12 protein-coding genes are annotated in these 12,802 nt (G+C 56.9%); 4 read left to right on the forward strand and 8 right to left on the reverse strand.

The window, feature by feature from the left end:
- Positions 1-122: 122 nt before the first annotated feature.
- Both LG203_RS12500 and LG203_RS12505 read left to right on the forward strand, forming a co-directional pair.
- Entirely contained in the window at positions 123-2,486 is a 2,364-nt protein-coding gene (locus LG203_RS12500) for a penicillin-binding protein 1A (protein ID WP_230346063.1), read from the forward strand.
- Between the two features lie 109 nt (positions 2,487-2,595).
- The gene (locus tag LG203_RS12505) at positions 2,596-3,255 is read left to right on the forward strand and encodes a hypothetical protein (protein ID WP_230346064.1); all 660 of its coding nucleotides are present in this window, start codon (positions 2,596-2,598) and stop codon (positions 3,253-3,255) included.
- Between the two features lie 32 nt (positions 3,256-3,287).
- Here LG203_RS12505 and hemB read toward each other — a convergent pair whose 3' ends face one another.
- From hemB to rpe, 8 genes are all read right to left on the reverse strand, one after another.
- On the reverse strand, positions 3,288-4,292 hold the full coding sequence (gene hemB / locus LG203_RS12510; protein WP_230346065.1) for a porphobilinogen synthase: 1,005 nt from the start codon (positions 4,290-4,292) through the stop codon (positions 3,288-3,290).
- 13 nt (positions 4,293-4,305) lie between these two features.
- The gene (gene trpC, locus LG203_RS12515; RefSeq protein ID WP_230346066.1) at positions 4,306-5,094 is read right to left on the reverse strand and encodes an indole-3-glycerol phosphate synthase TrpC; all 789 of its coding nucleotides are present in this window, start codon (positions 5,092-5,094) and stop codon (positions 4,306-4,308) included.
- 42 nt (positions 5,095-5,136) lie between these two features.
- Positions 5,137-5,598: a DUF3465 domain-containing protein gene (locus tag LG203_RS12520; protein ID WP_230346067.1), complete on the reverse strand. Its 462-nt coding sequence runs from the start codon at positions 5,596-5,598 to the stop codon at positions 5,137-5,139.
- Positions 5,595-6,620 (reverse strand): anthranilate phosphoribosyltransferase, encoded by a 1,026-nt coding sequence (gene trpD / locus LG203_RS12525; protein WP_230346068.1) that lies wholly within the window; start codon positions 6,618-6,620, stop codon positions 5,595-5,597. Before trpD ends, LG203_RS12520 begins: the two co-directional genes overlap by 4 nt.
- Entirely contained in the window at positions 6,620-7,186 is a 567-nt protein-coding gene (gene pabA / locus LG203_RS12530; RefSeq protein ID WP_013443224.1) for an aminodeoxychorismate/anthranilate synthase component II, read from the reverse strand. Before pabA ends, trpD begins: the two co-directional genes overlap by 1 nt.
- 2 nt (positions 7,187-7,188) lie before the next feature.
- The gene (gene trpE, locus LG203_RS12535) at positions 7,189-8,703 is read right to left on the reverse strand and encodes an anthranilate synthase component I (RefSeq protein WP_230346069.1); all 1,515 of its coding nucleotides are present in this window, start codon (positions 8,701-8,703) and stop codon (positions 7,189-7,191) included.
- Between the two features lie 144 nt (positions 8,704-8,847).
- The gene (locus LG203_RS12540) at positions 8,848-9,540 is read right to left on the reverse strand and encodes a phosphoglycolate phosphatase (RefSeq protein WP_230346378.1); all 693 of its coding nucleotides are present in this window, start codon (positions 9,538-9,540) and stop codon (positions 8,848-8,850) included.
- Positions 9,541-9,592: 52 nt separating this feature from the next.
- On the reverse strand, positions 9,593-10,291 hold the full coding sequence (gene rpe / locus LG203_RS12545) for a ribulose-phosphate 3-epimerase (protein WP_013443227.1): 699 nt from the start codon (positions 10,289-10,291) through the stop codon (positions 9,593-9,595).
- A gap of 171 nt (positions 10,292-10,462) precedes the next feature.
- Here rpe and hemA point away from each other — a divergent pair, with 171 nt between their 5' ends.
- Entirely contained in the window at positions 10,463-11,710 is a 1,248-nt protein-coding gene (gene hemA / locus LG203_RS12550; protein ID WP_230346070.1) for a glutamyl-tRNA reductase, read from the forward strand.
- A gap of 9 nt (positions 11,711-11,719) precedes the next feature.
- Positions 11,720-12,802, forward strand: coding sequence for a peptide chain release factor 1 (gene prfA / locus LG203_RS12555; RefSeq protein ID WP_230346071.1), 1,083 nt, complete (start codon positions 11,720-11,722; stop codon positions 12,800-12,802).

Below are 12,802 nucleotides of genomic sequence, written 5' to 3' on the forward strand. Positions count from 1 at the left end.
CACTAATAATTTACATTAAATGCTAGCAACAAGTTTAAATAGTGTAAAGCGAATTATATTTTTCCATTTGGACGATCAGACTCATATAATGTCTTCACATCGTTTACTGATTAAATCTCTCCATGCTTCCCAAAAAATGGTGGCAGTTTCTGATTCTGATTGCCCTGGTGCTCGGATTGGTTTTCACTGCGCTCATCGGCCTCGCGGCCACCCTTATCTATCCAGAACTACCCTCGCTTGACGCCCTGACGGATTACAAACCCAAGGTGCCATTACGGGTGTACTCCGAGGACAATTACCTCATCGGTGAATTTGGTGAAGAGCGCCGTGCCTTCATCAAAATCGAGGATGTACCCGCCTCCCTCAAACATGCCATTCTTGCCGCTGAAGATGAGCGCTTTTACAAGCACGGCGGGGTAGACACCATGGGCATCCTGCGCGCCGCCATTGCCAATGTCACCTCGGGCAGCTTCAAGGAAGGCGCCAGCACGATTACCATGCAGGTCGCCCGCAACTTCTTCCTCTCCAGCGAAAAAACCGCCTCGCGCAAACTCAGTGAAGCCCTGCTGGCCATCAAGATTGAACACAACCTGACCAAGGATCAGATCCTTGAGCTTTACATCAACCAGATTTATCTGGGGCAGCGTTCGTATGGTTTTGCCGCAGCTTCACAAGTCTATTACGGCAAGCCTTTAAATAAATTGAGTGTGGCGGAGGCCGCCATGCTGGCCGGACTGCCAAAAGCGCCATCGCGCTACAACCCTTTTGCCAACCCAAAACGTGCCACAGCGCGCCAGCACTACGTTTTGCGACGCATGAAGGAGTTGCGCTACATCGATGAAAATACTTACAACAATGCTTTAAAAGAGCCGCAAAAATTCCGTCAGACCAAGCAAGTGCGTGACCTGGCTGCCGATTATGTGGCCGAAATCGCGCGGCAAATGATGTATCAGCGTTACAAGGATGACATCTACACCAGCGGCCTCAAGGTCTACACCACCATCCGCAAATCCAATCAGGAGGCCGCGAACAAGGCCGTACTGCAAGGCATACTCGATTACGACAGCCGCCATGGCTATCGCGGGCCGGAAAAAGTGATTCACCCCCCGGCACACGGGACTGAAGAAGAAGCCAACTGGGTAGACAAGGCGCTGGATGAAATAGAAGTTTCCAATGGCCTGATCCCCGCCATGGTCATCAACCTGAGCCCCAAGCTGGTCACCGTGCACTCGCAGAGCGGCGAAGATATCCAGATCACCGGCAACGGCCTGTCACTGGTACAAAAGACCTTGAATGAGAAAGACCCGAGCAAGCGCAAGCTGCAACCGGGGGCCATTGTTCGCATCGTCAAGACCACCGATGGCTGGCAGATTACGCAGCTGCCACAAGTGCAGTCGGGCTTTATTGCGCTGGATCCTTCCACCGGGGCGGTACGTGCGCTGGTCGGCGGCTTTGATTTCAACCGCAACAAGTTCAATCACGTTACGCAAGCCTGGCGCCAGCCAGGTTCCAGCTTCAAGCCCTTCATCTACTCGGCTGCGCTGGAGAAAGGCTTCACCCCTGCCAGCATGATTGAGGATGAACCCATCACGCTTTCTGCAGCAGAAACCGGCAGCGGCTCGGCCTGGGAGCCCAAGAACTTCGACAACACATACGAAGGCCCCATGCGCATGCGTACCGCGCTGACCAAATCCAAGAATATGGTCTCCATCCGCATACTGCAGAGTATCGGTGTGCGTTACGGCCAGGATTACATTACCCGCTTTGGCTTCTCGCCCAAGGATCACCCGCCGTATCTGGCCATGGCACTAGGTTCAGGCTCGGTCACCCCATGGCAGATGGCTGGCGCTTATGCGGTATTTGCAAATGGCGGCTATCGCGTGCGTCCTTACCTCATCAGCAAGATCGTGGACCCGCGCGGCAAGGTAATCGAAGAGACCAAGTTTGATGAAGTCGGCAAAAATGCCGTGCGGGTAATTGATGCCCGCAACGCATTCATCATGACCTCCATGATGCAGGATGTGGCACGCATCGGTACTGCCGCAAAAGCCCGCCAGATTGGCCGCTATGACCTCGCAGGCAAAACCGGCACTACCAATAGCCAGGTAGATGCCTGGTTTGCGGGCTTCAACCCGAAACAGGTGGCCATCACCTGGATCGGTTATGACCAGCCACGCTCGCTCGGCAGCAATGAAACCGGCGGCCGCGCTGCCCTGCCCATCTGGATTGACTATATGACCACAGCCCTGCGCAATGTGCCGGATGAACCATACTCCGTTCCACCAGGCATCACTTCGGTCAAGATCAACCCACACACCGGAATGCGGGTGAGCGATGATGAAAGCGGGATATATGAATACTTCTATCAGGAATTCATGCCGCCAGAAACTGAAGACAATACCTTCAGTCCAATTCCAGGATTCCCGACCAGCAAACCAGCGGAATCCACAGCGACGGACCCCACCCGGGCTGATCAATTGTTTTAGGTGATCCGTTACCACAGGGAATAAGCAAGACAGGTATGTTCTGGCGAGCGATTTACAGGGATTTATAAAGCGTTAGCAATGCCCCGACGGGCGAGGTAGAGCAAGCATCATGGCAAAAGACAGTTCAGGCCGACAGCAGCATCTGAGACAGCTGATTGCACAGCAGGCGGCCCGCATGATGGCCGAAGAAGGAATATCCGACTTCAGCCATGCCAAGCGCAAGGCGGGCAAGCAACTGGGAGCCACCGACATCAACTGCCTGCCGACCAATAGCGAGATTGAGGAGGAGATCCGGCTCTATCACGAGATCTACAACAGTGAGGATCAGCCGGAAAATCTGCGCCAATTACGGGCGGATGCCGTTATCGTGATGCGCCTGCTTGAACGCTTCAACCCGCACCTGACGGGTCCGGTACTGGACGGCACCGCCGGCAAATTTGCCGAAACCCATATTCATCTTTTCGCCGACAGCCTCAAGGATGTCGAGATGTTCCTGCTGAATCAGCAGATTCCGTACGAAACCAACGAAAAATCCTATCGCATCAATGACAGACGCAGCAGTGACCGTAAAGGCGGCGACCGCAAGAAGGTTCCGGTATTTACACTGGAAGGGCCGCATGGCCTGATCAGGCTCAGCGTATTTGAAATTGACGACCTCCGCACCCCCACCCGCAGTCCGGCAAACGGACAAGCGTCTACTCGTGTCAACCTGGATGGCCTGAAAGCGTTGATCGCCTTGTCCCGGTTAAATCCGGAACTTGAAATGTAGTTGTTGAATTGGCGCGTTTTTTAAGAAACGCGCTAGCCACGCAACCAGCGCGCCACATCCATCGCAAAGTAAGTCAGGATACCGTCAGCACCTGCACGCTTGAAAGCCAGCATGGCTTCCATGACGCAGGCCTGCTCATCCAGCCAGCCATTTTGCGAGGCCGCTTTCAGCATGGCGTATTCGCCGCTGACCTGATAGGCATAGGTCGGCACCCCAAATTCATCTTTAACACGACGCACAATATCCAAATATGGCATACCGGGTTTCACCATCACCATATCCGCCCCTTGCTCTAGATCTAGCGCAACTTCAACCAATGCTTCATTTGAATTGGCAGGGTCCATCTGATAACTGTACTTGTTGCCCCGTCCCAGATTTGACGACGAGCCAACCGCATCCCGAAACGGCCCATAAAACGCGGATGCATACTTAGCGGAGTAAGCCAGGATGCGGGTATGAATATGCCCATGCTGCTCCAAGGCCTCGCGAATGGCACCTATTCGGCCGTCCATCATGTCTGATGGCGCTACCACGTCAGCACCTGCCTCAGCATGGCATAGCGCCTGGCGGATCAGCACTTCCACGGTTTCATCGTTCAGCACATAGCCACTGTCATCAATCAGGCCATCCTGACCATGCGTGGTGTAGGGGTCCAGCGCCACATCGGTGATGATGCCAAGCTCGGGGTGCGCCTGCTTGAGGGCACGCACGGCGCGCGGCACCAACCCTTGCGGGTTATAGGCTTCATTGGCATCCAGGCTCTTGCCCGCCTGATCCACCACGGGGAACAAGGCCAGGGCCGGAATGCCCAGACGCACGCACTCGGCCGCTGTTTGCAGCAGGTGATCTATGCTCTGCCGCACCACTCCCGGCATGGAGGCCACCTCTTCCTGACGTTGCTCGCCATCCAGCACAAACACCGGATAAATCAGATCGTTGGTCGTGATGACGTTTTCGCGCATCAAGCGACGCGAAAAGGCGTCCCGACGCATGCGGCGCGGACGGCTCATGAGGAATTGTTTGCTGGATGCGGACATGGGGTGATACTCCTCAGGCAAATACACGGGCGAGTTCGGCACCTGGCTCAGGCTGGCGCATGAAGGCCTCGCCCACCAGGAAAGTATGGACATCATGCCCACGCATCAGGGCTACATCTTCCGGCGTGAAAATACCGGACTCGGTGACGACGATTTTGCCCGCCGGAATACGAGGCAATAATCCCAGCGTGGTATCCAGTGTCACTTCAAATGTCCGCAGATTGCGGTTATTGATACCGAGCAAAGGCGTCTCCAGCTGCAGTGCCAGATCAAGCTCCTCACCATTATGCACTTCCACCAGCACCGCCATGCCCAGATCATGGGCAATGGTTTCCAGCTGGCGCATGCGTGGCAGATCCAGGGCGGCGGCGATCAGCAGTATGCAATCAGCGCCCATGGCACGGGCTTCGTACACTTGATAGGCCTCGATCATGAAGTCCTTGCGCAACACAGGTAAGGCACATGCGGCCCGCGCCTGCTGCAAGTATTCTGGCGAGCCTTGGAAGAAGTCGCGATCAGTCAGCACGGAAAGACAGGCAGCGCCTCCCTTTTCATAGCTTGCCGCAATCTGGGCAGGCTGGAAGTCTTCGCGAATTACCCCTTTGGAGGGGCTGGCCTTTTTGATTTCGGCAATCACCGCCGCTTGGCCTGCGGCCATCTTCTGGCGAATGGCGCCCACAAAGTCACGCGGCGCTGGCATGGCCTGCGCGTCGCGCTGCACCATGACGAGCGGATGGACGGCCATGGCGGCCTGCACTTCCGCCTGCTTTACGCGGAGGATTTTATTCAAGATATCGGACATGCTGGTTCCAATTGAAAAATTCGCTAATGGATATTCGCTTGCTTACTGATACGTTTTGCCCTGGTATTCGAGCCAGCCGGGCGTATGGCGTTGCTGCGGGTCATGATGCGTCCAGTGCACCACACCGCCCTTGGCATTCCAGACATATTCACCAAAAAACGCCAGCTCGTCGCCAACCGCCAGTGCCGGAATACGCGGGGCGAGATCAATATTATGGGCAATCAGCACGGTGATGCCGTTTTCAAGGCGAACCAGTATGCGCTGATGCCGTGTACCGTCGTTGTCATCCTTGAGCACCTTCATCACACGGCCACGCGCCTTGACCTGCACATGGCTGAGCCTGTGGTCAAAGGCCTGACGGATAACCGCATCACCATCCTGCCAGGTCGCGGGCCGCGCCAGCTCAATGGGCTGGGCAACCGGCGCCACTTCCGTAGCGGCAGAGGAAAAATGCCAAACGGTATACCCAGCGGCAATCGCCGCTGCCAGTATCAAGCGCTTCATGCCGATGCGGCCAGGCTACGCAGGGCTTCCAGTTTTTGCATGGCGGCGCCGCTGTCTATCGCCTCGGCAGCACGCTGAATCCCTGCCTGCAAGGTGGCGGCCTGACCGGCCACATAAATCGCCGCACCCGCATTCAGCAGCACGATATCGCGCGCAGGACCTTGTTCACCGCGTAGGACAGCCTTGATCAACTCGGCAGATTCCGCCGCATTTTCCACGCGTATGCTATCCACATCATGCAATGGCATCCCGAAATCACGCGGGTTCAGCGTGTACTCGGTGACCACACCGTCTTTCAGTTCCGCCACATAGGTATCGCCAGAGAACGAAATTTCATCCATCTCGTCGGCGCTGAATACCACCATGACATGCTCGCTGCCCAGTCGCTGCAGCGCATGCGCCAGCAAGGGCACCAGGTCTTTATGGAATACGCCCATCACCTGGCGTTTGGCACCCGCCGGATTGGTCAGCGGTCCCAGAAGATTGAACAGTGTACGCACGCCGAGCTCACGCCGCACCGGACCCGCATGTTTCATGGCGCTATGGTGATTAGGCGCAAACATGAAGCCGATGCCAACCTCATTCACGCAGCGAGCGACCTGCTCAGGCTGCAAGTTGATATTGACGCCCAGCGCCTCCAGCACATCCGCACTGCCAGTCTTGGACGAAGCCGCCCGATTGCCATGCTTGGCAATGCGCGCCTGTGCACCAGCCGCGACAAATGCAGAGCAGGTCGACACATTGAAGGCCTTGTTCACCGCCCCGCCCGTGCCACAGGTATCAATCAGATAGGCGTCATCCGCCACCACCACCTTGGTGGAAAGCTCGCGCATGACTTCGGCAGCTGCGGCAATCTCATCCACCGTTTCGCCCTTGACGCGCAAACCGATCAGCAGCCCGGCAATCTGGGCAGGCGTGAGTTCGCCGCCCATCACCTGCCGCATGATGGAGAGCATTTCACCGTGGGTGAAATCCTGATGCTGGATCAGCTTTTGCAGCGCAGCCTTGACGGTCATGTCCATCAGTAGGCTTTCAGGAAATTATTCAGGAGATCGTGTCCGTGCTCCGTCAGGATGGATTCCGGGTGAAACTGCACGCCCTCTACCGGCAGGGTTTTATGCCGTACGCCCATGATCTCGCCGTCATCAGTCCATGCCGTGATTTCCAGGCAATCAGGTATCGTCTCACGTTCAATCACCAGCGAATGGTAACGGGTTGCCGTAAACGGATTGGGCAAACCGCTGAACACCCCGACATTGTTATGGGATACCTGCGAGGTCTTGCCGTGCATCAGCTGCTTGGCGTGAATGATGCGCCCGCCAAACGCCTGACCTATGCTCTGATGGCCCAGGCATACCCCCAGCAAGGGAATCTTGCCCGCAAACTCATGGATCAGCGGCACTGAAATACCCGCCTCATTTGGGGTGCAAGGGCCAGGCGAAATCACAATGTGATCCGGCTTCAGTTCAGCCACCTTGGCCAGGTCAATTTCATCGTTGCGATAGACCTGCACATCCTGGCCCAGCTCACCCAGATATTGCACCAGGTTATAGGTGAACGAATCGTAGTTATCGATCATCAGCAGCATGATTACTCCTTCCCTTGAGCCAGTTGACCGGCATTACTGTCCAGACCGGCGAGCACAATCTCGGCGGCGCGAATCACGGCTCTTGCCTTGTTCTGCGTTTCCATCCATTCGCTCTCGGGTACCGAGTCAGCCACAATACCGGCACCGGCCTGCACATAAAGCGTCTTGTCCTTGATCACGGCGGTACGAATGGCAATCGCCAGGTCCATATCGCCATTGAAGCCGAGATAGCCAACGGCACCGGCATAAATGCCGCGCTTGGAAGGTTCCAGCTCGTCTATGATTTCCATGGCGCGCACCTTGGGCGCCCCGCTCACCGTACCGGCAGGGAAAGTGGCTTTCAGCACATCAATCGCCTGCATGCCGGGTTTGAGCTGGCCTTCCACGTTGGACACGATATGCATGACATGCGAATAGCGCTCAATCACCATGCTGTCTGTCACCTTGACCGAGCCCGTGACTGCCACGCGGCCCACATCGTTACGGCCGAGGTCCATCAGCTGCACATGCTCGGCACGCTCCTTGGGGTCAGCCAGCAACTCTTCGGCCAGAGCTACGTCGTGCTCGCGCGTCTTGCCCCGTGGACGGGTACCGGCAATCGGGCGGGCAGTGACCATATCGTTTTCCAGCCGCACCAGTATCTCAGGTGAGGCCCCCACCACATGGTGATCTCCCATGTCGTAGTAAAACATGTAAGGCGATGGGTTCAGGCTGCGCAATGCGCGGTAGAGCGACATGGGGGATGCAGCAAACGGTTGTGACAAGCGTTGCGCCAGCACCACCTGCATGATGTCGCCATCAAAAATATAGCGCTTGGCCTGATCGACGGCCGCCTTGAAATTGGCTTCGCCAAACTCTGACACCGCTTCACTCGGCGCCATCGCAGGCGCTTGAGGAATGGCCACCGGCTGGCGCAACTGCGTCAGCAATTGCTGCAGGCGCTGATGCGCTGCCTCGTAGGCGTTATCCGTCGCGGGGTCCGCATACACGATGAAATAAAGCTTGCCTGACAGGTTATCCACCACAGCCAGCTCTTCGGAGACCATGAGCAGAATATCGGGCACACCCAGGGCATCGGTTTTGGCATGCGCGTTGCGCGTGAGCCGTGGCTCGATATAGCGCACGGTTTCATAGCCGAAATAACCGGCCAGACCGCCGGTAAAGCGCGGCAACCCCTGGTAAGGCGGTGTTTTGAAACGCGCCTGATACTGTTTGACGAAATCCAGCGGATTGATATCCGCCGCGGATTCAATCACGAGATCATCCTGCAATACCTTGATATCGCGATCATGCGCCACGATACGGGTACGGGCAGGCAAACCAATGATGGAATAGCGGCCAAATCGCTCACCGCCCTGCACGGATTCCAGCAGGTAGGAGAAAGGGCGATTCGCCAGTTTCAGGTAGAGAGAAAGCGGGGTATCGAGGTCGGCGAAGGTTTCGACGACCAGCGGAATACGGTTATAGCCCTGGTCCGCCAGGGCCTTGAACTCGTGCTTAGTGATGGTTTGTAACATAGTAATTCCCAAGTCTTGTATGTGCGTCAGGCGCAGCTGTGCGCCCTCCAGATTCGTCCAAACGGACGTTCGTCAGAGTTCAGCGCCACCATCGCCAGCTGAGCTGGCATTTAAAGTCCTGGAAATTCATCTATTTACCCTGGATCACACGTGTTGATCATACGTTAATAAAAAAGCCGCCTCTTGCAGGCTGTCAATCACCGCATCTGCCCCCAGCATATTGGCGGGCTGCCCGCGATTATACCCATACGAAACCGCAATCGCCGCACATCCAGCGGCACGCGCCGCACCGACATCTGCCGAGGAGTCGCCTATCATCACCATCTGCGCGGGGCTGACACCAAACATTTCGGCCATATGCAGCAATGGCAGGGGATCCGGCTTTTTCCGCGGCAGACTGTCTCCCGACAGCACCAGTGAAAAATACGGCAGCATGCCCATCGCTTGGAGCAGTGGCAGCGTAAAGCGTTCCGGCTTGTTGGTAATACAGGCCAGCTTGTAGCCGGCCTGATGCAATTGCCTTACCCCATCCATTGCGCCGGGGTAAGGCGCACTGCGCCGCGTCAACACCTCGGCATAGTGCTCAAAAAACAAATTCTGCGCCTGCTCGAATAGCGCTGCATCCGGCTCGGCGTCCATGTCGCCGGTCAACAAACGCTTGACGAGTCGCGCGGCGCCATTACCCACATAGGTCATGACCAGAGCCTCAGGCAGGACTGGCCGACCCATTGCATTCAGCATGCGATTGGCTGCATCAGCGAGATCTGGCGCGGTATGCAATAAGGTACCGTCCAGATCCAGCGCCACGGCCCGCACCGGAATCGGGAAATTCACTATGGGAATTCCGCAGAGCGCTCCATACGCCACCGCTTACGCGATGGCAGCAGGATTACACCTTGGCCAGCTCAGCGCGCAGGTTGCCGATGATGGTGTCGTAACGGTTAGGATCGGTATCCTTGCCAGCACCGAACACGGCAGAACCAGCCACGAAGGTATCAGCACCGGCACGGGCGATCTCGGCGATATTGGCCGTATTCACACCCCCGTCGATTTCCAGCCAGATTTCACGGCCCGTCTTTTCGGTGTAGGCATCAATACGGGCACGGGCCTGGCGCAGCTTGTCCAGGGTGCCAGGAATAAACTTCTGACCACCAAAACCAGGGTTAACCGACATCAGCAGAATCATGTCGACCTTGTCCATGACGTAGTCGAGGTAATCCAGCGGAGTAGCAGGGTTGAACACCAGGCCGGACTTGCAACCCAGTTCGCGCACCAGCGACAGGCTACGGTCAATGTGGTCGGAAGCTTCAGGGTGGAAGGTAATGATGTTGGCGCCAGCCTTGGCGAAGTCAGGGATGATGCGATCCACTGGCTTGACCATCAAATGCACATCAATGATGGCATCGGTCACTGGGCGGATGGCCTCACAGACCAAGGGACCAATGGTCAGGTTGGGAACGTAGTGGTTATCCATTACGTCGAAGTGAACGATATCCGCACCGGAAGTGATGACATCGCTGATTTCCTGGCCCAGCTTGGCAAAGTTGGCGGAAAGAATACTTGGGGCAATTCTGAATGGTTTGGCCATGGCTACGAATCAATCAGTTGAAAAACCCGCATTTTACCCGGATTTGTGACGTCAAGACAGCCCTTTAGCCCCGCCAGAGGTCAACATTTCGCCCAACTGGCCGTTACTAGGGAAGATATCTATCTGACTGAAATTGTTGCTTATGCTGGCGCGATACTGGAAAATTACGAAATGCATCTATTCACCGTCGGTGTGAACCACACCACCGCCCCCATTGCGATCCGCGAGCACGTAGCCTTTCAGAGCGAAACCCTGGAAGAAGCCCTGCGCGATCTCAGCACGCATGGCGTGCGCGAGGCGGCCATCCTGTCCACCTGCAACCGGACAGAGCTTTACTGTAATACCGACGACCCGCAAAAAGCCCTGGACTGGCTGGCAAAATACCACCAGCTGCAAACGCACAATATCCAGCCTTACATGTATACCCTGCCCAGCGAAGATGCCGTAAAGCACGCCTTCCGCGTGGCCGCAGGGCTGGATTCCATGGTACTGGGCGAAGCGCAGATTCTGGGGCAGATGAAGCAGGCAGTAAAAATCGCCGAACACGCCGGCACCCTGGGCACGCTGCTGCACAAGCTGTTCCAGCGCACCTTTGCCGTCGCCAAGGAAGTCCGCACCACCACCGACATTGGCGCCAGCTCCATTTCCATGGCCGCGGCCTCGGTCAAGCTGGCGCAGCGCATCTTTGGCAATCTGCATGGACTGCATGTACTGTTCATCGGCGCGGGCGAAATGATCGAGTTATGTGCGGAGCACTTTGCCACGCACAAGCCTGCCTCCATCACCGTGGCGAATCGCACCATGGAGCGCGGCAGCGAACTGGCTGCCCGCATCGGCGGCCACGCCATGCTGTTGGGCGATATTCCGGACCGCCTGGCCGATTTTGATATTGTCGTCACCTCCACCGCCAGCCAGCTGCCCATTGTCGGCCTCGGCATGGTGGAGCGTGCCATCAAGACCCGCAAACACCGCCCCATGTTCATGGTGGACCTCGCCGTACCACGCGACATTGAAGCCGAAGCCGCCGAGCTGGATGACGTCTTCCTCTATACCGTGGACGACCTGGCGCAAGTGGTGCAGGAAGGCCTGGTGAATCGCCAGGAAGCCGCACGCGAAGCCGAAAAGATCATTGCCCTGCGCGTGGACAATTTCATGCACTGGCTGAAAACCCGCGATGCTGTTCCCACCATACGGGCGCTGCGCGATCAGGCCGAGCATTTCCGCCGCAGCGAGCTTGAAAAAGCCCAGAAACTGATCGCCCGCGGCGAAGACCCGATTGCCGCCCTGGAAGCGCTGAGCACCGCGCTCACCAACAAACTTTTGCACGGCCCCAGCCACGCCCTGAATCAAGCCCATGGCGACAACCGCGAACAACTGGAAAACCTGTTGCGCCAACTCTACCAGCTCCACCACGATTAAGAATCCGTAATGAAACCCTCCATGCTGAAAAAGCTCGCCACCCTGAGCGAGCGCCTTGATGAACTGAACCGCCTGCTATCCAGTGAAGACGCTACGTCGGATATGGAGAATTACCGCAAGATTTCGCGCGAGCACGCCGAAATCACGCCCATCGTCGAGCAATACCGCGCCTACGAGCAATGCGAGAACGACCTCAAGGAAGCCCATGCCATGCTGGCAGACCCTGAGATGAAAGCCTTTGCGCAGGAAGAAATCGAGGCAGGCAAAGCACGGCTGGAAGAGATTGCCATGGCCCTGCAGAAACTGCTGCTGCCCAAGGATCCCAACGACGAACGCAATATCTTCCTCGAAATTCGTGCCGGTACTGGCGGCGATGAATCGGCACTGTTTGCCGGTGACCTGTTCCGCATGTATTCCCGCTATGCCGAACGCCAGCGCTGGAAAGTGGAAGTGGTCTCCGCCAGTGAGTCCGAAGTCGGCGGCTACAAGGAAATCATCGCCAAGATTGAAGGCTTTGGCGCTTACTCCAAACTCAAGTTCGAGTCGGGCGGCCACCGTGTGCAACGCGTGCCGGAAACCGAAACCCAGGGCCGCATCCACACCTCGGCCTGCACCGTGGCGGTATTGCCTGAAGTCGACGAGGTCAGCGATGTCACCATCAACCCCGCTGATATCCGCATTGATACCTTCCGCGCCTCCGGCGCCGGTGGTCAGCACATCAACAAAACCGACTCCGCCGTGCGCATCACCCACTTTCCTACCGGCATTGTGGTGGAATGTCAGGATGGCCGCAGCCAGCACTCCAACAAGGCGCAGGCCATGCAGGTGCTGGCAGCCCGCATCAAGGCCAAGCAGGTCAACGAGCAGCAGAGCAAGATTGCCAGCGAGCGCCGCAGCCTGATCGGCAGCGGAGATCGCTCCGAACGCATCCGCACCTACAATTATCCGCAAGGCCGCATCACCGACCATCGCATCAACCTCACGCTGTACAAGATCGATGCGATTACCGAGGGCGACATGGACGAGCTGATCAACACCCTTGCCAACGAGCACCAGGCCGACCTGCTGGCCACGCTGGGCGAAGACAACTAG

It is taken from the genome of Methylovorus mays, from assembly GCF_020531915.1.
Taxonomy (GTDB): Bacteria; Pseudomonadota; Gammaproteobacteria; order Burkholderiales; family Methylophilaceae; genus Methylovorus; species Methylovorus mays.